A 21757-nucleotide genomic window follows, 5' to 3' on the forward strand; every position below is an offset into this window, starting at 1 on the left:
TTCGGATATTGTCCGCTACACGCGTTAGTTTGGAATTGGTCATCGACATATTGCAAAGTCTTTAGTCATCGGAATCCGCATCAACGCATATCGAAATCTATGATGATCGGGCGGTGATCCGAAGGATGCCAGAAATTGCGCAATTCCTGCGGATCTCGGACAGGCGTAGTGTACTCGTCGCTTACGACCCGCGCACTGACGATCCGATCGTAAAGCGGACGGGTGCAGTAAACATAATCTATCCGGAAACGCCGGCCGGTCGTCGTCTGGAATTCGCCGGGGTATTTCGCTGCGATCACATCCACATACGGCGTGTGCTGACATATGTAATCATGGACCAAAAAGGCGGTCGTATCCTCCGGAAATCCGTACTCGTAATTATCGACACGCGATTTGGAGTTGAAATCCCCCATCATCATCCATAGTTGCTTTTCCGCGCCGGCAACCGATCCGATCGTATGGTTGCACACGTATTCGATCTCCATCCGGCGAAACCTGTCGCCCTCGCGCGCCGCGGCGCTGGCCTTGCGTTCCAGCTTGTCGGCCAGACCGAAACCGTAGACCTGCGGCCATGTATGCAGCGAAACGATATTGACCGTATGACCGTTTTTCCGAATCTGCGCCCATCCCGCACCGTGAGAAACAATGCTGTCGGGAACGGCTCCGATCAGACGAGCCACGTTCTCGATCGGGTATTTCGACGTAATGACCTGCGGGAAATTGTCGCGGTGTCCGCCCTTATACCAATATTCATGTCCGTAGCGCCGGGCCAGTTCGCCCCAATGTTCCGGCAGATAGGCCTCTTCGGGTTTTATCTTCTCATCTGAAGCCGTTTTGTAGTTGGTTACCGATTCACACCACACACAGACGTCGGGGTTCTGGGCGCTCACCCAATTGACAAAACGCGTATAGTTGTCACCCTGCCCCGACCACATGCCGTTCTGGATATTCCAATAGAGCAAGCGCAGATTCGCTTCATCCGTTTGCCGCTGCGCGCATCCCGGAAACAGGGTCAGGATGAACAGGCCGGCGGCTGCGGCCGCTTTAATTGCTGTTTTCATTGCTGTAACCGCTCCGTTCAGTTTGCCGTATGATCGAACGTAAACTTCTCCCACGGAAGTTCGGCATCCTTCCCGTTGTCGAGGACGTCGTTGGCATGTACCAGCATCGGGAATTCCTGCAGGGAGACCTGACCCAATTCCGCCTTGCGGTAAATCGCCTTTGCAACCCGGCGCGCCACGACCAGCGATTCGAGGGTCACACCGGCCAGAATATCCATCGCTTCGGAATAACTCTTCCCTTCACCGAGCAGAATACCGATTCTGCGGGTTCGACCGCCGTAAACCGTCACGTAAAGATCTCCGATACCGATGTTCTCGCAGTCTTCGGTCGCCTGCTGTATCTTAAGCAGCCGGCGCATCTCCTTGACCGCCTGATAGAATGCTCCGGCCTGCGAGTTGTAATGCAACCCGGCATCCGCGCCATGATGGCGGTTGACCAAACCGATAGTCATGGCGACGGCCAGCGCATACGCGTTTTTCAACGCTACGGCGCTCTCAAGACCGATCACGTCATGGGTCAGCGAAATGTGATAGTAAGAGGTCGAAAGCGTCTCTTTGAACAGTCGGAGGGAAGCGGTGTCCCTGCCGCAGAAAGCCACCTCGGTCTGGTCGTGGAATACCAGTTCATAAGAGGTGCAGGGGCCGCCGACCGCGCAGACCTCTCGGTCGACGCCCCTTTTCTTCAGCTCCGACCGCCAATAATCGGGATAGGAAATCAACGTTCCGTCTTCGAGATTGATAAGCCCTTTGGTGACAGACAACACCGGCAACCGGGGATCGAGATTTACCAGTATCTCGTTCAGGAACCAATCCACACCGAACGACGAAACACCGCCGATAACGAAATCGGCTCCGGCGACTGCCTCTCTGTATTCCTCGATCTGATAATATTTTACTCCGACGGGGAACGCTCTGTCGAATTTGGGATGCTTATTGCTGCGGCGGCATTCGTCGATGATGTCACGGTCGAGGTGCGTGCCTACCAAACGCACTTCATGACCGTTTTCGGCGGCAGGAAACGCCAGAGCGGAACCCATCATGCCGGAACCGATAATTGCGATTACTTTTTTCATGATAAATTTGAGTTATGAGATTGTGTCTTATCTGATCAGATTGCAGGCGCCATTACGGGCAGTTTCCACTGTCCGGAGCGCATCGAGATACGCTTTGATCCGGTCGGGAAAATTACTCGAAATAAAACCCACATTATGTTTGACGGCCCAGTCCACAACCTCCGGATTGTCTACGATCCAGAGTGTCGATTCTACGCCGATTTCATTCATGCGGTCGATCAGTTCGGGCCGGTTCATAAACACATACATGCTGTAAGAGAGTTGAAAACCCTCCTTCTTAGCGACATCGGCATTGATGGGCGTCCAAAGCGAATTGGAAATATACAGTGTTTTGTTCTGCGGAGCCAAGCGCCGAAACTCCCTGCAGGCGTGCTCGCTGAAGGACGTGAACTCCATTTGGTCCAGCATGTTCAGTTTCTTACAGAGCGACACGATCTCTTCGACGATCCGGGTTTCGATCTCAGGCGTCTTGTGTTTCTTCAATTCCAGAATCAACTTCGTTCCGGGGTCCTTCCGACCCTGCTCCAGAAATTCGCGGAGCGTAGGTATCCGATTGCCGCCCGGCAATACGACCCGGCTGATCTCCGCATACGTGTCCCTTTGCGCGTCGAGCCGATCGCCGACTTTGGGACCGTGGACGACTATCAACTCCCCGTCAGAGGTCCGGTTGACATCGAATTCCACGCCGTATACGCCCAGCTGCTGCGCATTGATCAGACTCGATATCGTATTTTCGTCTGATCCCGGCGTCGTGTAAAAGCCGCGGTGCGCGACCAGCCGGGGTTGTGCAAACACGAGCGCCGCTCCGACGAGCGCGATGCCCGTCAACAATAGTTTTTTCATTTTTCGAATAATTTAGAGTTAGTATCTTTCCGTGCTATTTTCCGTCGTTGTAACCGTTGTTTTTCAGAGTCACCGCCACGGAGGTACCATATCCGGCAAACATCCAATCTTCAAGGTTATCGGCCGTGATCACCACTGCCGCGCCCTGTTTGTTCGTTACGGTTCCGGCGATCCGGCAATTGCTGACCGTAAAGCCCTTCTTGTTGGGACGCCCGGCAAGCATCCCCACCGATTTGCCGATGGGACAGCCGACATAGGCAGAAGCCGTGGTCCGGCAATCGTTCACAACGCTCGCGGCACCTCCGTTGTTACCGTATATGCCGCCGAAGAAGTTGTTGGCACCGGCCTGCGCAGCCGAAATCCGTCCGCTGAAAGTGCATCCTTCGACCAGCCCGACACACTCCTTGTCGGCCATGGCCATGATACCGCCTATCACGACGTCGCGTTTGGTGGCGTCCGTACTCTCGATCGCTCCGGAAAACGTGCATCCGCTGATCCGGTAAGCGCCCTGCGTTTGGGCCACGATACCCGAAGCGCGCACTTTCGACGGCCCGGCAATGCTGATCGTACCCGTACTGGAGCATTCTTCGACGATAAGCCGGTAATTCGACGTCTCGCCCGGAACGAGCTGCCGGCTGATCGTTTTGCCCGCAATGCCGCCCATGAAATTCCAGCCCGAATTACTGCCCGCATTGTCAAAGTCGGCCGTGTTGTGGCAGTCGGCGATCGTGTACAGCCCGTCGTCTTCCTGAACAGCTCCGACAAAGCCTCCGATCATATAAAGAGCCGGCGATGAAAACGAGATATTTCCGGTGTTCCGGCAGTTGCGAAGCGTCACGCCGTTGAAAGCCTTTCCGACGAATCCGCTCAGGATCATGGTGCGCGGCGTGACATCGGCAGCGTCTGCGACAACGATTTCCGCCCGGTTCGTACAATTCTCGATCGCCGCATTGTCGGTTTCGGCCGCGAACGCCCCCAGATGAATTTCGCTGTCGTCGCTGCGTACCGATTCGAAGCGTCCGGCGACGGTCAGGTTCCGTACCGTGCCGCTGAGACGTTTGAACAGACCGATCTGCTGCGCGTCGCCGCGATAACCGATCGTGAGCGTCTTACCGTTTCCGTTGAACGTGCCCGAAAAATTAGACAAAGGCACGAACCCGTTCAGCGTCAGATCGCAATGGAGCACCACCTCGCCGTTGCCGTCGAGAAAACGGCGCCCTGTCGGATCGCTGGCGAGCGATTCCGCGAAAGCCTCGAAATCCGCCTCGCTGCGAATGCCGTCGTACACCTTGTAAGCATGGTCGATCTTCCCGATCAGCCACTTGGGATAATTCGAACATAACGTGCGGAAACGTTTGTAATTCGCAATGTAATAATTCACAGCAGCGGTCGAATAAACGGCATTGCCGTCTCCCGCCCGCTGGTCAACATTGTAGACCGATAGAGCCACACCCGCCTTCTCGTACTCTTCGAGCGAGCAGGACCCCTTTCCGCCCGCCGCCGCATCCATTCCGCTTGCCGCCGAAAGGTTGGCCCACCCGAAGCCGAGCGTGCCGTACTCCTTCCCTGAACGCGACGAGTTCATGCCGATAGGCACTTCGGCAATTACGGCGCAATTGTGCGCAGCCTTCATCGCATCAAGGTTGAATCCCGTGCAGATCAGTTCGACGAAATGCTTCGCCTTCATTTCAGTGACGATCTCGCACGCACGGCGCGCCGCATTGATCACATATTCGGGCTGGGCATAGGGTTTGTCCACACGCTTGACGTCGAGCACCAGACGCGTACAGTTGCCCTCGACCATCACCCGGCGGATAAACTCTTCGAGCGTGGGCAGTTCCTCACCGTTCGACAACCGCCCTGCAGCGCGCAACTCTGCCACGGTAGCCGTCCACGGCTGCAGGTTATTGACCTTGCAGTCGCCGTTGGCATGCGCCACGATGATGTCGTTGTCCTTAGTCCAGTAAATGTCGCATTCCATGCCGTAGCATCCCAGACTCATGGCGTACTCCAACGCCGCCATCGAGTTGTCCGGCGCACCGCATTCGGCAGCTCCTCCGCGATGGGCAACGACCGTATTGGAACACGCCGCCGGCTTCATGAATCCGTCGTCGACCGGAATGCTCGGATCGGGAATCCTGCTCCAGTCGGGCTGATCGGGCCATTCGTCCTTCGTACAACCGACGAAGGCGGCGGCCAATGTCAACATGCATATGATTTTTCGTATCATGATTCTTTTTTTGATTTGTTCCTTATTTATAATTCTTCACGCAGCGTATCGCAGCGCCCGAACCGTTGCCCAGATCGAACCCGTCGTTCAGCGTCATGTCGGTTTTGGTGTGTCCGCTGATGTATATGCGCCAGAACGAAGTTTTCTTGGAGGTATACTGCCCCAGAAGCGGAATCCACGCATAAAACCGGGGATCGCCGGAGGTAGCGCCGTAATTATATCCGGTATCGTAGAGGCGCCATCCCTGAATGAACATGTTGAACCCGAAATCGGGCGCCAGCGGCGATATGGGCGATCCGGAGGAATAGGTATTCCATGAAGCGTCGAACAGAATCGTAGACAGATTGGCGATCGAACCTCCGCCGATGGCCTTATAGCTGGCCGACGACTCGGCGATTTCGTACCGCGAACCCTTCGAAGCCTGCGCTGCGGCCCAGATCAGATCTTTCCAGTCCTGAAGGTTGGCGATATGCCAGCCATAGGGACAAATCCCCTGTATCTGCATCTTCAACACGGGATGCTCGGCCTCGGCCTTCGCATCGTCGTCCGCCGCAGCGAGCGTCGCCATAAGGATGTTTTCGATCGTGACGGCGGTTCCGGTCGCATCGACCAGCACGGCACCCGGCTCGCCGTAAGGCGAAGCGATCTGATAGGCCTTGTTCAATGCACCGTTGGGCTGCCCCGTAACAGCCTCGAAAGAGGAATACAACCGGCCGTATTTGGAAGCCAGCGGGGTTCCGTCATTCGCCCGAAGTTCCTCGATGCCTCCGCCGTTTTCGGCCGTATCGTAAGCCGGATTGCGAACGTCGTAGGGCACGGTCGTATCGCTGGGCTTGCCGTATCCGCCGGTTTTGGAGCCCCCGACGAGTCCCGAACCGAGCTTGACGGCTCCGATGCCGGGCCCGCCGTTCCAATGCAGGCTGACGGTCATCCATGTCTTGACTCCGCCGGACGCCGTCGGGTAATCCTTCGTAGGATAGTTCGCAAGTTCTTCGTCGGGCATGCAATTGGGCGTACTGTTCTGACGTATCCAGTTCCACGTACCCGCAGCGAAATCCACCGTCAGCGTACGATAACCGTTCGCTTCGATCTTCAGATCCGAAGCCGTAACATTCCGGGCCCAGTTCTTCAGCTCGCCGTCGGCACCGAGATACCAACTCGGATCGCCGGCCCGTGAATCCTTGTTGATGCAGATCAGATTGTCCTCCGTGGCGAAGAAGAATCCGCTGACACGATAGGAGTCGTCCGACTCGCGCTTCATCTGCAACGCCGTAGCAGCCTCCTCGCCCAGCGCAGAGCCGTAAACATAATAGTATTCCGCCTTCCTAAGCTGCACGACGGGAATGTCCACCGCCGCTTTGCTCGTTTCGTCGTCGCCCACGGTGATCGTCAGCGTCGCCCGGCGATCCCGTTCCATGTCGTCCCACGGCTCGGCGGTCAGCGTCAGCAAACCTTCACCGCGGTGCTCGGCCGTCAACCAGCCCTCGGCGCCTCCCTCCTCGTAAGCGATCGCATAGGCATACTTGTCGCCCATATTCGTGGTATAAGCCAGATCGACAGGATCGCCCTGAAAAGATATCTCTACCGATTCGAGCGCCGGCACCACCTCAGCATCGGCCAGCTCGCCGTACTGGAACAGTTCGTAATCCTGCACCGTACCGTCCTCGGCCGTAATGCGCACCGTACACCGGCGTCCGTATCCCGTATTGGGCAATGCAGTCAACTCGAAACCGGATTGCGTCACGGCGACGGTATTCGGTCCGGCAATCTCCGTATACTGCGAAACGACGGGTACACGCTGGATCGTCGCCCACGGCCCGGTCTCATCGACCGAGGGCATCCAGTCGACGAGTTCCGCCTCCCACTCCATGCGGGATACGCGGGTGCCGACCTTGACCAGCACCACCGACGTGACATTGCTGTTGCCCGACACGGACGCAGTTCCGTCCGCTTCGAACGCTTCGATTTCAGGACTGATGCGAATCCGCGTCGTCCGGTCCTCCAAATCTGTATGATCCTCGTAGCAGGCTGTCAGAAGCAGCGTCGCCGCAGTCGCCAGCCCCGCCATATATTTCTTGAAATTCAGTCTCATGTTCCGTAATTTTAGGTTTTCGATCAATACCATCCCTCCGTTTGGGCAAGGTTCGAATTTTTGTCGCGGGCACTCTTGCTGATGGGCCACAACAGGATGTTGGCGGCATCCTTGCGCGCCTTCAGGTCCGCGTTGTACTCCCAAATCCGATCGAGGCGGATCAATGCCCACCAGACAACGCCTTCACAAGGAAACTCCAGCAAGTATTCGTTGCACAACGCCTTCAAGACATCGCCTTGCGTGGCGGAAGTATGGAAGTTCTCCTTCCCGTACGCCCGTTTGGCGATGATGTTCAGCGAAGCCAGCGCCCCTGCATAGTCCCTGCGGTAATATTTCAACTCGGCATCCAGCATCACGGCAAGGGCATAACGATAGTAGAGGATGTCGCAATCCCGAATCATCGGACTGCTGTCCGCATTGCCGATGAACTTGTTCGGCCACGTAACCACCGCCCGGTTTTCCTTTCCGTAGGGTCCCTCGCCGAGATTGGTCTTCACACGCGAGTCGTTGTTTTCCGTCTGACTTTTGTGCAGCAATTCAAGGTACTCGTCGCCATAGTCCAGATATTGCACAGTCGTATTCGTCGGCACGGTCGCTTGGGCATTGGGATCGATCGCACCGTCGGAGAAGGCGAAGTAGGTCGAAAATCCCCCGGTCTTGTTTTCATCGCGGCTGTTGTAGAGCGCGAATACTACCTCGTTCGAATTCTTATTGTTCGAACCGTAGCCATCGAAGATCTTGGCATAATCAGTCAGCAGCCGGTTGTCGCCGGCCTTGACTCCGACGGCAGCAAGCGCCTCTTCGGCCATTGTCAGATAGTCGTCGCCGCCCTTCTGCACCGCATACATCCATAGCGCGTATTCGGCCTTGAGCATGTTGACGGCATCCGCGGTCGCCAAGTATTTATCCGTACCGAGACTGCCCGCATTTTCGACAGCCCGGTCGATGTCGGTCCCGATCTGGGCGTATACCGAGGCTTTGGGTGCACGAATCGGATAGGCTTCGGGCTGTGCGACCGACTCGATGGGATTCAGGTTCAAAGGAACGTCGCCCCACAACCGCACGGCCCAGAAATAGAGATAGGCGCGGGCGAACGACGCCTGTCCGATCGCCCAGCTTCGTTTCGTATCGGTCATGGCGACCGCAGGCGCGTATTTGAGCACGGCATTGGCCTGATCGATCGCCGTATAAAGTTTCGACCAGCTGACGGCGTTCGTCGTGGAGGACATGGTATTCTGCACCACGCTCCGCAGGTCCGCGAGCCAGATCGTCTCCGTGCGGCTGTTCCGCCACATGTACTCGCCCACGCGCAGCTCTCCCCAAGTCAGGACGTTGACCTGATCCTGAACAAAGTTGTCCCGCATGGCGGAGTAGATGCCGTAAGTGGAGTTCTCGACCTGAATGGACGTCTTCCACATATTGCTCACGGATAGTTTGTTGTCCTGCATGATGTCCAAATCGCCGTGACAGGAGACAACTCCCGCGGCAATCCATACGAGCAGGAGCGATCTTATGTTTTTATAGTTCATGGTTGGTTGTTTTAAGGTCTGAAACGTTAGAAAACCAGTTTGAGGCTGAAGATGATCTTGCGCGGAACCGGCATCATATTGGCGGTGATGTCGGAGTTGGAATTGCTGGTCGACACGGGCGTATACATGCCTGCACCCGCATTGGATCCGATACCGCTTTCGGGGCTGATGGCCCCCGTAACTCCCGTCCAATAACAAAGCGTATTCCCGGTTACGCCCACCGTCACTTTCCGGATGCCGATTTTGCGCAGCCAGTGTTCGGGCAGGTCGTAGTAGAGCGAAACGTCGCGCAGACACAAATAGTCGGCTTTTTCAACCATGAAATTCGATTGGCGCCAGTTGCGGTTGCCCCAGTCGGAATCGTTGGGGAAAAAGCGGGCGTACTTGGCATCCGTATCGCCGGGATGCTGCCAGCAGTCGTACGCGATACGGCCGATCGTCGAATTGCAGTTGCCCATGGTGTTGCGCAGCAGATGGGCCTTCATGCCGTTGATGATCGAATGTCCCAGCGCAAAGTCGCAGTAGACGTTCAACGAAAGCCGTTTGTAGCGAAACGTATTGTTGATACCTCCCGTCGAGTGAGGCATGACATTGCCCAGATAGAATTGGTCCTCGTCGTTGATGATCTCCTCGCCGTCCCTGCGCGCGGAACCTTTGCGGTTGCGCCATTCATAGTCGCCGGCATCCTTGCGCCCCTTGACCATACGTCCGTCGCCTACGCGGTAACCGTTCGACTGTTCGTCGTAAAGAGCCGCATCAGCCTCGGCCTCCGTCTGGATGATGTGGTCGATCTTATAGCCGTATATGCGTCCCAGCGGTTCGCCCACGGCAGTACCGCCGAAGCGGTAACCGCTCTCGGAAGCTTTGTATCCGCCGATACGGTATGCACGCCGCCCCGTCGCACGGCCGTCCGCATCGATCTCGTCATAGGCATATTCTCCGGGCAGCGACAACACCTTGTTGCGGGTAAACGAATACGTAATGTCGGTCGTCCAGCTGAAATGCTCCCTGCGGATATTCGCCGAACTAAGCTCGACTTCCACGCCGTAGAACCGGGCGCTGCCCACGTTCGCCTTGACCGACGAATAGGGTCCCGTATCGGGTACGGAGATGGAAAACAGCATATTGTCCGTATGTTTGTTGTAGTAGTCGAACACAAACCGCAGCCGGTCGCCGAAAAATCCCAAATCCATACCGAGATCAAGCTGCGTGGTAGTCTCCCACTTCAGGGCCGAATTCGCCATGGCGGACGGCAGCAATGTAGTGTGCCCGTGGTACGTGCCGGTCGCGAATGCGCCGTATGCATCGTAAAGCCCGATGCCGTTGTTACCGGTCTGTCCGTAGGAGGCGCGCAACTTGAAGGTGTTGGCCGTCTTCTTGGCATTGCGCCAGAACGGTTCCTCCGAAATGACCCATGCCACCGAACCGGCCGGGAAATAGCCCCATTGATTGCCGACAGCAAATTTGGAGGACCCGTCGGCACGAAACGTTCCCGAAACGATGTAACGGTCGTCATAATTGTACGATGCCCGCGCGAAATAGGAGATCATCGCCTGCTTCTCGTCCTGATTGCTCGCCGTGAAGATCGAACCGGAGCCGAGCACAGGCACATCGTCCGACGAAGCCCCTTTCGCATTGGCTTTCACCTTCCAGTAATTCTGGGACATATACTCATAACCGCCGGTAACGTTCAGCGTATGCACGTCGCGGAACGTCTTGTTGTAATTGAGATGAGCCGTAAAGATGTCCCGGATGGTTTGTTCGCGGGTTTCGGTGGTGTTGCGCTCCAGCGAGACGTTATTGGGAGTGCCGTTGCGCTCTCCGTAGGCATAATAACTTCCCCGGTAGGAGTTGTCGAAATAGTTGTACTGCGCGAAAGCCGTCAATCCGTCGGTGATGTTCCATTTGAGTCCGAACGTCCCCGAAGCCCGGTTGATGGCCTGCTCGCGGTCGTAGAACGACTCGTACCATCCCGCACTATGGGCATTGCCGTTGGAGCTCAGCTGACACCAGTCGCCGTTGTCGTCGAATTCGCGCGCCGTGGGTGCGGCTATGATGCCTCGGCCGATGGCCTGATAGTAGTTGTCGATGAGCGGATGCTTTTTCTGGCGCGACAAGTCGAACGTAGTCGACGCCTCCAGATTCTTCGTAATCTTGAACGACGTGCTGCCGTGCAGGGTGAAGACCTTGTAGCTGCTCATCGCAACCATGCCGTCGTCGCCGTGATAACTGACCGACGCGGCATATTTCAGTTTGTCGGTTCCCCCGTTTACACCGATGTACTCCTTGTGCCAGAATGCGTCGGTGAACCACTGCGACTGCCAGTCGGTATCGGTGAAGATAATCACCTTATTAGCATCCAGCGGATCGTACATCCATTGATAACCTGCCGGGACCGGCTGCCCGTAATCGAGATAACGGGTCGAATAGTTGGCATTCGGCGCCGTGTTTCCCGTACCGTAGGCATTGGGACCCGAAAGCATGGTCTTCGCATTGTGCTCAATGCCGTTCGCATAGGCTTTGCTGATAACGGGACGAAGAAAACTAATGTATTCGCGGGCATTCATGAAATCCCATTTGCGCGAAGGAGACGAACAGCCCAGCTGGAGGTCGAACACGATCTGGGGGCCCTTTGCCAACGAACCTTTTTTGGTCGTGACCAGAATTACGCCGTTGGATGCCCTAGCGCCGTAGATACTGGCCGAGGCGGCGTCCTTGAGCACCTCCATCGACTCAATGTCGTTCGTATTGATACCGGTCAGGTCCTCGCGCAAAGCCCCGTCCACGATGTAGATCGGATCATTGCCCATCGTGATGGACGATCCGCCGCGAATCATCATGCGGGGAGACTCTCCGGCTATGGCGTTGCTCGTCTGTACGTGCAGTCCCGCAACCCGGCCTTTCAGCGCATCGCCCACGGTCGCGGCCGGTGCATTGTCGAAGACCTCGCCGCTGACTTTAGAGATGGCTGTCGAGAGCGTACGGCGCGACTGCGTGCCGTAACCGATCACCACCACTTCATTCACCAGCGTCGAGCTTTCGGCCAGCGTCACGTCGATCTCCGTCCGGACTCCTACCTTTTCCCGGCGCTCGTCGTAACCGATATACGAGAAGACCAGCGTATCCCCGGACTTCGCCCTGATCCGGAAATTTCCGGAGGCATCGGTCGTCGTCCCGACCATCGTACCGTCGATCAGCACGGTGACGCCGACAAGCGGCAGTCCGTTCGGGCCTTTCACCTGTCCGGTTACGGATGATTCCTGCGGCGAGTCTTCGGACGAAGGCTGAGACGGGACTTTCGTAATCAGAATACTTTTATCGTTGATGATGCAGTTCACGTCCTGCCCTGCAAAAATACGGTCCACAACCGCCTGCAGCTCTTCGTTCCGGGCATGGATGTCCACCGGAGCCTTCATGTCCACATCGTCGGCCTTGACCGAGAGTGAATATCCCTGCTGCTGCAGGGCGATCACCGCCTGCTGAATCGTTGCGTTCTTCAGGTTCAGACTGATCCTCCGCGTTTGGGCATGCAGCGGAACGGCCCATACCATGCACACCGCGGCGCAAAGAATCCATAACCGGCTCCGGGTGTGAAAAGTAAATGTTTTTTTCATAGATGAAGTTTTAGGTTTATAGGTTGTGTTTTTCGGATGGTCATTTCTTATAAAGGTGGATCATCTCCCCTTCGCGGCGGTGTTTCATATCGCCGTTCTGTTCCAGAATGGAGAGAATCTCGTCCAGCGTTTCGTGATTTATGAAAACAGAATAATAGCGTTCGTCGGCTAGCTGCTGGCTGTCGATAACGATCTTCACGTCAAACGTGCGTTCGAGCTGCCGGGCTATATCCGAGAGCCGCGAATTGATGAACGTCAGGTGACCGTCGTCTATGCCGTTGGCGAACGTCCCGCCGGGGAACCGCATCGACGTGACGCGCCCCGACCGTTTGTCGACCTTGACCATGTCGCCCGGAGTCATCTGGATCTTGCAGTTCTGCTGCAGATTCTTGGTTTGCATGTCTATCGCACCCGAAAGCAAGGCGACTTCCACTTCGCTGTCATTCACATAGGAACTGACCCGGAACGAGGTGCCGTGCACCAGAATATCGACGTCGTCGGCCGAGAGCACGAAACTGCGCTTGGGATTTTTGGCGATATCGGCATAAGCTTCTCCGCAGAGAAACACCCGCCGCTCCTTTCCGGCGAACCGGTCGGGATAGATCAGCCTGCTCCCGGAATTGATGACGATCTGCGAACCGTCGGCCAGAACCACGCTCCGGGTCTGACCGTAAGGGGCGTAGATTTCCTGCCACTTGGGAGCGGAGTTCATATGCCCGATCAGCGCATAGAGCGCAACGGCCAAAACGGGGATAGCTATCATTGCCACCATGACTGCCGCTCTTCTGAACACCGGACGGACACCCTGCGGCGACGGCAGCGAGACACTCCGGAACCCGATGCGTTCCCGTACGCGGGCATATGCCTTCTGCACCCGGTCCTGAGACATTTCGGGAGACAGCGCATCCCAGTACTCCCGCATCAGCCGTTGTTTCGTCTCTCCGTCGAACGGAGCTGCGAACCACTCGGCAAACTCTTTACGCGTACTGCGGGGCTGGCGATAACTCAGATAAATACTGATGATTTTTCGGATTCTCGACATAGTGGTATTTCGATTGTTTGGGTTTCAAATTCTCCTGCGGAAAGAGAAGCGGGCGCTCCCTGCCGCTTTCCGGGGGGGGGCGGAAAAGCCCGGTCCCCGTCTCTGTTTATAAGACACACCGGAACGGTTCGACACACAACGACAAACACTTTTTTTTTCGGGATTACCCGGCGAATGAGATCAGTGCATAAAGAAAAGAAGCGAGAAAACGGCTAATGCCTCGCGTAGTTTTTTCAATGCGAGCGTCAGGTGGTTTTCGACCGTTCGTTTCGATATCTTGAGTTCGTCGGCAATGGCCTGATTGTCCATCCCCGCATAACGGCTCATTTCGAATATCCGGCGGCGTTGTTCGGGCATCCGGCAGACGACAAGCCGGATGAAAAGCTCTTTTTCACGGGAATAGTATTCCCTTTCGAACGATTCGTCCGGCAGCGTTTCCTCGATCTGAATATATTGTTCCCAATCAATATTGGTCATCTGGCGAATCGCATTGAGAGCGGCGTTACGCGCCATGCGATAAACATATCCGTTGAACGAAGCGACCCGCCCCTGAAAGATGTCGCGCCGTTCCCAAATCTTCAGAAAAATGTCCTGCGCAATGTCTTCCGCAGTGCTCTCTTCCTTGACGATACAGCCGACGAACGCGCAGACACGGGGATAATATCTCCCGAACAACTCTCCGAAAGCATCCTCGTTGCCTGCGGACAATCGTTGCATCAGTTCGTATTCGGAATCCAACGGCATCTGTTTTCCGGGATAATGGTGTGAAGGCAAACAAATATAAAAAAAATTATCGACTCGAATTCCTTTCGTATTCGGCTGTGAATTTTTTTGCCGCACCGTAACCGTCGGGAGCGGCTTTCCAGATAGTCGTCAACGTCAGCAACCCCAAAACGGCGAAGACAAGAATTACGGCGTAGATGGAATTCCACCCGTAACGGTCGGCGATAAACCCCAGCCCGACGCCGGAGATCAGCGTACTGGCATAACCGAATACGCCGAGTATCCCGTTGGCAGTGGCCGACGCCTCTTTGGTCGCCTGATTCGACATGGCGATCCCGAGCAGCGCCTGCGGTCCGTAGATAAAAAAAGCAATCAGCATGAAAGGAACGGCCATTACCCACGGAGAGACGGTATCGGGAATGCACCAAAATACGATCGTCATGACGATCGTCCCAAGCATACAGAAAACACATGTGCGGTGTGCGCGGCTGCCGAACAGCCGGTCAGTCGCCCATCCTGCGATCACCATACCCAGATTTCCGCCGATAAATTCGAATGCCGCCACCATGATTCCGGCTACGGCGACCGATATTCCTTTGGTATGAGGCAGAAGCATCATCCCCCAGTCGAGCAATGAGAACCGGACGATGTAAACAAAAAAATTGGAGACTGAAAGCACCCAGACGATCGGATTCCCGAATACCATACGGCGCAGGAAGGCCGCATGATAGGCCTTGTCCGATTTCCGGACAGGTTTCTGCTCTTCGCCCGGAACCTTCATCTGCTCAAGTTCGGGCAGCCCCACCGAAGAAGGTTTGTCGCGCAGTGCAAGGTACAAAGCGACCGCTCCCAAAAGCGAAAACGCCGCAGGAATGAGAAAACAAAGCCGCCATGCGCTGTTGTCAAAATAGTGTACCAGCACGGCGCCCATTACAAAGATCAACCCGGCCCCGATCGAGTGCGACATGTTCCAGATCGACATTTTGCGGGCCAGTTCGTTGGCCGGCACCCAGTGAGTCATGAGGGGCGGGACGGGTGGAACTCCCATGCCTTGAAAATAACCGTTCAACAGCAAAATCGAACCCATGATGATCGTAAGCGCCGTAATGTACTCCTGCCCGCCGGCCGTTCCGGCGACGAGCATCGCCATTTTATCACTGAATCCGAATCCGATATTGACCAGCGCACTGAGCGCAAGTCCCAGAGACATGACCTTCCGGGCGCTTACACGGTCGGCGATGAATCCGTTAATAAAGCGGGACAGACCGTAAATAATACCGTTCAAGGTCAGAAACAGCCCCAGTTGGGCCTTGGTTATGCCGAATGTAACCTCGATGCTCGGCATGGCGGTATTGAAATTCTTGCGGACAAAATAATAGAGCGCATAACCGACCATCGTCACGACGATTGTGCGGGTCTGCCAGTACTTGAATTTCTTCGTTTGTTCGGGAGTCATTGTGTCTTGAATTAGCAGGTTCATCCATCATGTCTATATATAGGACACATGAAGCACACACTACACACAAAGACTTCTGCCATTTGAAGTATGAAAAATCATCACTCCCGAAGAAAGCCGCATCTTCGACGAGTCGTGTCTGACAACGCCCCCTTGCCGAAAATACATTTAACGATAAGACAGTTGAAGTCATGCTCCAATCCGGCTTCGCAGAGCAGTTCATTGGAATTCATTAAGCCGGAAAGAATATTTACAAACCACATTTTTCAATATTTTGGTCATTTCCGACTGTCGATTTGCGGTTGGTATTTATATATCTAAAAAACGCGATTTGAAAGCGGCTCCAGACTCGCTCGCTTCAAATGAGCAAAAAATCCGCACCGGAAAATTCCTACCCAAAGGTTTCAGAATTCCTCGTTACGGCTTCCGAAAATGAAACGGTTCCTGATGGTCCTGAAAAGGTTTACAGTGATAATTAAATATGAGCATTTTGGTTCAAAAAATATTGTCCTGATATAAGTTTACATATGACTTCCGAATTTTTCGGCACCAATGATGTTTGAACTTCCCGGTTCTAGGTTCCGCTTCAAAGGGCGTAAGCCAATCGCAACTGGCATGAGGTCTGAGTGAATTGTAAAGGATAACGATCTCATCGAGGCGTTCTTATGCTGCCTGAAAACTTTCAAAACATTCTTCGTCGATCCATTCGCTTTTCAGAATACCGTTCACCCGTTCTGCAACAGCATTCTCATACAGATCGCCCTTTTCAGTCATGTTGATGCGAATCCCATTATCGGTCAACAATTTCACATATTCTTTCGAACAATATTGGCATCCTCTGTCCGAGTGATGGATTAACCCTTGCCGTTTTTGCTACGGAGTGTGGTCTATGGCCATCCTCAGAGCACAGAGCGCTCCGTCCCGTTCCAAAGTCGTATTCAGATCATAGCCAATAGGCATCCGTTATCAGAGCCAGATATGCAAATCCCTCTTTCAAAGAAATATACGTAATATCTCCGGCCCATAAACGATGCGTCCGTTCGAGGCCGAAACCTCGGATCAGATTCGAATATTTGCATCCAGCGCCGCGAGCAGGTCGTAAGCTATTTCTTCCGACGTTTGACTAGAAGATTGTTTTCCGAAAGCAGCGTAAATAACCGATCCCGGCTGACCGGAAATCCGTCTTATTGCAGCAAATGTCACAGTTTGCAGCCGCCGAGCCGGGGCATCAGTTTTCGGTAGTAACCCATCCGCTTCAAAAGAAGGGTATCGGACAAGGCTGCTTGCACATTACGCCATAAATGTTTATAATAGGCCTGACGGGTATAGCCCGAACAACCTGCATAGAAACGACAGGCAAAATGCCGGTTGCCAACCACGTCCCAAATCTATGCCCGCATCACCAACGACAAGATCGGGCAGGATATGGCGGCGTTGAGCGAAAAACTCAACAGCGTCTTCAAGGTCACGCAGTAATCCGGCACGATTCCGGAATACCGTACCCCGTAATTTATTTCCGCCGGCAGGGAATTAAACACCGGAGATGAAAATACGCAAGGCCATGCGAATCGCTCGAAGGGCGAGCCTTGGGATTTCCATCCCCAGCGTTTTGCTGGTCGCTACCGTCGCACACTCTGCGGACCGGACGGCAGCCGCTTCACAACACACGCATATCAGAAACCAAATAGTTGCAACAGAGATTTCTTTCGCGGCCTGCTTCGATAAACTGCCGTATAAATGCAGATTTGTTTAGATATTTATTTCTTGAATTATATATTTCTCTGTTTCTGCATCGAATCATCCGCATGTCCGGATGATTATTCCGATAAATATTTGTCCAACCGTCTGTTTCTTTATCTGAATATTTGTTTCGATGGCAATATACAACCTGCCGAATCGCTTCGATTCTGATGTCCGCTCACGACCGCTCCAGTCCGTTCGGCGGACTTTTTTTCATCTTCAGACTGTTGTAATATTGCATCGGGAACAGCCCTACCCTCGGAAGCAGCATCGGGGAATTCTGAAAACTTTGGGCAGAGATTCTCCGGCGCGAATTTTTCCCATCGTCAGATGGGACCATTTGCATGTCGTGTCGCTACGCAAAGATTTGCATGAATACGACCGCTCTTATCCATATTGCGGATTTGTAACCAGACTACAAACACGCAAATCGAATTAGATCGATTTGTAACAAGGCTTATCACATCTGTAACAATCGTTATCGAAACGTTACACACAACAGACTATTTTTGTTATACCAAATAAATCAACTAATCTGATATGAAAAACAAGTTACTACTATTCGGGTATGTCTTTGCCGCCTCGTTCGGGGCATTCGTAGTCGGGCTTAATTTGGGAGGAATTTCCGGGGCGCTCGAATTCATTACCGCCGAGTTCGGGCTTTCGGCCATGGCCATGGGACTCGTGACAAGCGCCATTATGATTGGCTGCCTGATAGGAGCATTGCTGGGAGGGCGTTACAGCGATAAATACGGCCGCAGAAACATGATGATCATATCTGCCGTCATGTTGATACTGTCGGCCGTCGGATGTGCCATGGCAAGCAATGCCGCATGGCTGATTGCAGCCCGTTTCCTAGGCGGCTGCGGTATGGGTGTCCTCTCGGCTGTAATACCTATTTATATATCCGAAATATCTCCTGCCAAATGGCGCGGAACATTCGTTTCGTTTTACCAGTTATTCATCGTTATCGGCATTCTTGCTGCTTATTGCGCCGATTTTGGGATGATTTCGTGGGGAAACAACTGGCGTTGGATGCTAGGATTGCCGTTGTTGTTCGCTGCGGGCAATCTACTGATGCTGTTGTTTCTGCCCGAAAGTCCGCGTTGGCTGATTAAACAGGGGGAATATGAGGTTGCCCGAAAAGCCATCGCCCGCATGGGAATTTCTTCCGAAGATGCGGCAGTTATGCTTGAAACACCGAAATCTTCGCAGAAGGGCGGGCCCAAATTATCCGAGTTATTCCGCGGATCGACGACACACATCGTCCTGTTGGGCTCGTTGCTCGCCGTATTCCAGCAAATCACCGGAATTAACGTTATCATCAATTACGCCCCTGAAATATTGCGGCAGACCGGTATCGGCGGAGATACGGCACTTATGCAGGCCATTTATGTCGGAATAGTGAACTTTCTGTTCACGATTGTCGCCGTATGGCTAGTGGACCGTCTGGGCCGCAAGAAACTGCTTTTGTGGGGATGTGCCGGATTGGTCGTGTCACTAGCGTACCTGACCTATGCCTTTGCCCAGCCGCTGCCCGGCAGTATCGGGATTCTGATCGTCCTGCTTGTTTACATCGCTTTCTTTGCTGTGTCGCTTTCCCCGCTTATGTTCGTCGTTACAGCCGAAATATATCCCTCGGCGATCCGGGGTACGGCCATGGCGCTTTCAACGGGGATCAGCTGGGCCTGCGCATTTCTGGTCGTGCAGTTCTTCCCCATAATGCTGGAGAGTTTCGGTGCGGCAATCGTTTTTGCCGGATTCGGAGTCCTTTGCCTTGCTGCATGGCTGTTTATCTACATCTGGATTCCCGAAACCAAAGGGCGTTCGCTTGAAGAGATTGAAAAACAACTGCTAAAAAAAGAGTAAGATGTATTCTAAACCCCTTGTTATCGGCATCGGCGAATTTCTGTGGGATATTTTGCCTACTGGCCGCAAAGCCGGAGGAGCTCCCGTGAATTTTGCCTATCATGCCTCGCAGAACGGTGTCGAAGGCTGGGCTGTCAGCGCTGTCGGCAATGACGATGCCGGACGCGATCTGCTGGCAGTTACCGCCAGTTACGGTATCCGTACACTCGTTGCTACGGTGGATAAGCCGACCGGCACTGTCGATGTGTCGCTCTGCGACGGCCAGCCTACCTACACGATCCACGAACATGTCGCATGGGATTATATTCCGCTCACGGAAGAGATGCTGTCTTTGGCGCGCCGAGCCGGCGCCATCTGCTTCGGCACGCTGGCACAGCGCGGCGAAGTTTCGCACCGGACCACATGCGCCATGGTCGAAACTGTACCGGCCGACGCTTATCGCATCTATGATATCAACCTGCGTCAGCATTTCTATTCGAAAGAGTTGATCGACCGGTCGCTCCGCATCGCGAACGTGCTGAAAATAAACGATGACGAACTCGTCCGGTTGCAGGAGATGTTTGCGCTTCCGGAGGATACGGATGCTGCGTGCCGCCAATTGGCGGAACAATATGCACTTCGCATGGTCGTACTTACCGGCGGGGATCGTTTCAGCTCCATTTATACCCGCGAGTATATATCTACGCTGCCGACACCCCGGGTGGAAGTCGTCGATACCGTAGGCGCTGGCGATGCCTTCTCCGGAACCCTGATCGGAGCCTTGCTTTCGGGCCGGACGATCGCAGAGGCGCACCGGACTGCCGTTGAAACCGCGGCTTATGTCTGTACCTGCGCAGGCGCATGGCCTCCGCCTCGAAAATAATCTGACCTTAAAACCCAAGTTTACCATGAAACGACTGACTACGATCTTAATGGCGCTCTGCACCATAGGCTGCGGAACGCACGGCAGTCCCTCGGACGCCGCTTCACAGGTGACGATGGCGTCACTGTTGGATGAAATGATTTCATACGACGCAGTGACCGGTTATCCGGCCGTGAATTACCGTGCGGCGCAGGTCAGCAGTTACGACCGCCGTACCGTTGACCTTCATGAACCCGGCTGGTTCGCCAACGACGACGGAGCCGGATTCGAACGGCTCGACACGATTCGCGGCCGTGTCGAAAAGGTGCTCTTCGATGAAAAGGGCCCCGGAGCCATAACGCGCATCTGGATGACAACCAACGATAAACGGGGAACGCTGCGGTTCTATTTCGACGGAGCAAGTACGCCTGAAATCGAGATTCCAGCCTATGATATGGCACGCTTCCCGGTGACTGTAGGCGAGGCCCTCTCATTGACACATACGCATTATGAAGATGAACTCTCCAAAACCGGCGGCAACACCTTCTTTCTGCCCCTGCCTTATGCCCGATCCTGCCGCATCACACTCGAAGAGTCCGATTACACGGTCAAAATCCCCCGTTATTATCATGTCGGATACAGAACCTATGACAACGGAACGAATGTTCGGACCTTCTCGTTGAGAGAAGTGCGCAAGCTCACGGATAAGATCGCCGCGGTAAACCGTAAATTGTTTTCGCCCGAAACGTATACCGACGGAACGGAGTGTACCCGGACCGTCACCCCGATGTCGAACGGCGCCACGTCGCTGCACTTGCCCGACGGAAACAAAGCGATCCGGTCGTTGACCATAACGCTCTCGGAATTTGATCCGGCAGATCTTGTCGAGATCATGCAGCGGACTTGGCTGCGTATCGATTTCGACGGTATACGCTGCGTATGGTGTCCCCTCGACTGTTTCTTCGGAGCCGGCACCGGTGCACCGGCTTCATCGAACTGGTACGTCTCGTCCGACGGCAAAGGCACCTTTACGAGCCGTTGGGTGATGCCTTATGCGGAACATGCGGACCTGCGTCTCGAAAAAAGGACCGATATTCCCTTTACAGCCGTAATCACGGGTTATGTCGATGATTTCGACTGGACGGCACAGACACTCTATTTCCATGCAACTTACCACGATGAAACAAGTATTCCAGTCAACAATGATTATAACTCGCCGGACAATCTCGACTGGAATTTTACGACCATAACCGGTCGCGGGGTCTATTGCGGCGATGTGTTGTCGCTTTACAACCACTGCCCGGACTGGTATGGTGAGGGCGATGAAAAGATATGGATCGATAACGATACGTTCCCGTCGTTCATGGGTACCGGGACAGAGGACTATTACAACTGTTCTTGGGCGCCTGTGGTGCCGTTCGCAACGCCGTTCGGCGGCGCTCCCCGGGCCGATGAAGCATCGTCGCACGGATACAATACCTTTGTCCGAACCCGCAATCTGGATGTAATACCTTTCGGGCAACGGTTGCAATTTGACTTGGAAATGCTGAGCTGGAATCCCGGTGCGGTCGATTACCGGGCAGCTGCTTTCTGGTACGGGACGGCAGCGTCTGCGGCAACGGAGAAAAATTAACCTAAATACCA

14 protein-coding genes and 1 pseudogene are annotated in these 21757 nt (G+C 54.4%); 4 read left to right on the forward strand and 11 right to left on the reverse strand.

Annotated elements, in window-relative coordinates:
• Positions 1–80 precede the first annotated feature (80 nt).
• The 11 genes from HMPREF9720_RS00045 to HMPREF9720_RS14890 all read right to left on the reverse strand — a co-directional run bounded on the left by HMPREF9720_RS00045 (position 81) and on the right by HMPREF9720_RS14890 (position 16473).
• A complete protein-coding gene (locus HMPREF9720_RS00045) occupies positions 81–1061 on the reverse strand; it encodes an endonuclease/exonuclease/phosphatase family protein (protein WP_009596121.1) in 981 nt (326 codons plus the stop codon).
• A 17-nt stretch (positions 1062–1078) separates the two neighbouring features.
• Positions 1079–2134 (reverse strand): NAD(P)H-dependent glycerol-3-phosphate dehydrogenase, encoded by a 1056-nt coding sequence (locus HMPREF9720_RS00050; protein ID WP_009596054.1) that lies wholly within the window; start codon positions 2132–2134, stop codon positions 1079–1081.
• Between the two features lie 27 nt (positions 2135–2161).
• A complete protein-coding gene (locus HMPREF9720_RS00055; protein ID WP_014775990.1) occupies positions 2162–2977 on the reverse strand; it encodes a glycerophosphodiester phosphodiesterase family protein in 816 nt (271 codons plus the stop codon).
• A 34-nt stretch (positions 2978–3011) separates the two neighbouring features.
• Complete coding sequence (locus HMPREF9720_RS00060) at positions 3012–5186, reverse strand: glycerophosphodiester phosphodiesterase (protein ID WP_227042930.1); 2175 nt, start codon at positions 5184–5186, stop codon at positions 3012–3014.
• 43 nt (positions 5187–5229) lie between these two features.
• Positions 5230–7299 (reverse strand): FISUMP domain-containing protein, encoded by a 2070-nt coding sequence (locus tag HMPREF9720_RS00065; protein ID WP_009596084.1) that lies wholly within the window; start codon positions 7297–7299, stop codon positions 5230–5232.
• A 23-nt stretch (positions 7300–7322) separates the two neighbouring features.
• Positions 7323–8828 carry a RagB/SusD family nutrient uptake outer membrane protein gene (locus tag HMPREF9720_RS00070; protein ID WP_009596108.1) on the reverse strand — a complete coding sequence of 502 codons (1506 nt, stop codon included), beginning with the start codon at positions 8826–8828 and terminating at the stop codon, positions 7323–7325.
• A gap of 26 nt (positions 8829–8854) precedes the next feature.
• Positions 8855–12442, reverse strand: coding sequence for a TonB-dependent receptor (locus HMPREF9720_RS00075; RefSeq protein WP_009596056.1), 3588 nt, complete (start codon positions 12440–12442; stop codon positions 8855–8857).
• Positions 12443–12482: 40 nt separating this feature from the next.
• The gene (locus HMPREF9720_RS00080) at positions 12483–13484 is read right to left on the reverse strand and encodes a FecR family protein (protein ID WP_009596067.1); all 1002 of its coding nucleotides are present in this window, start codon (positions 13482–13484) and stop codon (positions 12483–12485) included.
• A 180-nt stretch (positions 13485–13664) separates the two neighbouring features.
• Entirely contained in the window at positions 13665–14201 is a 537-nt protein-coding gene (locus HMPREF9720_RS00085) for an RNA polymerase sigma-70 factor (RefSeq protein WP_254654342.1), read from the reverse strand.
• Between the two features lie 73 nt (positions 14202–14274).
• Positions 14275–15663 (reverse strand): MFS transporter, encoded by a 1389-nt coding sequence (locus HMPREF9720_RS00090; protein WP_009596088.1) that lies wholly within the window; start codon positions 15661–15663, stop codon positions 14275–14277.
• Positions 15664–16326: 663 nt separating this feature from the next.
• Positions 16327–16473, reverse strand: coding sequence for an integrase core domain-containing protein (locus HMPREF9720_RS14890; RefSeq protein ID WP_227042929.1), 147 nt, complete (start codon positions 16471–16473; stop codon positions 16327–16329).
• 564 nt (positions 16474–17037) lie between these two features.
• On the opposite strand from HMPREF9720_RS14890, the pseudogene HMPREF9720_RS15715 reads away from it, so the two are divergent.
• The 4 genes and pseudogenes from HMPREF9720_RS15715 to HMPREF9720_RS00110 form a co-directional block, all read left to right on the forward strand.
• Positions 17038–17139, forward strand: a pseudogene (locus HMPREF9720_RS15715) (site-specific integrase); the annotation flags it as partial.
• An 804-nt stretch (positions 17140–17943) separates the two neighbouring features.
• Entirely contained in the window at positions 17944–19272 is a 1329-nt protein-coding gene (locus HMPREF9720_RS00100; protein WP_009596107.1) for a sugar porter family MFS transporter, read from the forward strand.
• 1 nt (position 19273) lies between these two features.
• Positions 19274–20134: a carbohydrate kinase family protein gene (locus HMPREF9720_RS00105; protein WP_009596099.1), complete on the forward strand. Its 861-nt coding sequence runs from the start codon at positions 19274–19276 to the stop codon at positions 20132–20134.
• Positions 20135–20159: 25 nt separating this feature from the next.
• Positions 20160–21746, forward strand: a complete 1587-nt coding sequence (locus HMPREF9720_RS00110) for a glycoside hydrolase family 172 protein (protein WP_009596103.1) — start codon at positions 20160–20162, stop codon at positions 21744–21746.
• Positions 21747–21757: the final 11 nt, after the last annotated feature.

Origin of the sequence: Alistipes sp. HGB5 (assembly GCF_000183485.2) — a bacterium.
GTDB lineage: Bacteria > Bacteroidota > Bacteroidia > Bacteroidales > Rikenellaceae > Alistipes > Alistipes finegoldii.

Coding starts and splice junctions, on each gene's coding strand:
- HMPREF9720_RS00100 (WP_009596107.1), top strand. CDS start 17,944: ATGAAAAACAAGTTACTACTATTCGGGTATGTCTTTGCCGCCTCGTTC.
- HMPREF9720_RS00055 (WP_014775990.1), bottom strand. CDS start 2,977: ATGAAAAAACTATTGTTGACGGGCATCGCGCTCGTCGGAGCGGCGCTC.
- HMPREF9720_RS00080 (WP_009596067.1), bottom strand. CDS start 13,484: ATGTCGAGAATCCGAAAAATCATCAGTATTTATCTGAGTTATCGCCAG.
- HMPREF9720_RS00075 (WP_009596056.1), bottom strand. CDS start 12,442: ATGAAAAAAACATTTACTTTTCACACCCGGAGCCGGTTATGGATTCTT.
- HMPREF9720_RS00065 (WP_009596084.1), bottom strand. CDS start 7,299: ATGAGACTGAATTTCAAGAAATATATGGCGGGGCTGGCGACTGCGGCG.
- HMPREF9720_RS00085 (WP_254654342.1), bottom strand. CDS start 14,201: ATGCAACGATTGTCCGCAGGCAACGAGGATGCTTTCGGAGAGTTGTTC.
- HMPREF9720_RS00060 (WP_227042930.1), bottom strand. CDS start 5,186: ATGTTGACATTGGCCGCCGCCTTCGTCGGTTGTACGAAGGACGAATGG.
- HMPREF9720_RS00070 (WP_009596108.1), bottom strand. CDS start 8,828: ATGAACTATAAAAACATAAGATCGCTCCTGCTCGTATGGATTGCCGCG.
- HMPREF9720_RS00110 (WP_009596103.1), top strand. CDS start 20,160: ATGAAACGACTGACTACGATCTTAATGGCGCTCTGCACCATAGGCTGC.
- HMPREF9720_RS00105 (WP_009596099.1), top strand. CDS start 19,274: ATGTATTCTAAACCCCTTGTTATCGGCATCGGCGAATTTCTGTGGGAT.
- HMPREF9720_RS00045 (WP_009596121.1), bottom strand. CDS start 1,061: ATGAAAACAGCAATTAAAGCGGCCGCAGCCGCCGGCCTGTTCATCCTG.
- HMPREF9720_RS00050 (WP_009596054.1), bottom strand. CDS start 2,134: ATGAAAAAAGTAATCGCAATTATCGGTTCCGGCATGATGGGTTCCGCT.
- HMPREF9720_RS00090 (WP_009596088.1), bottom strand. CDS start 15,663: ATGACTCCCGAACAAACGAAGAAATTCAAGTACTGGCAGACCCGCACA.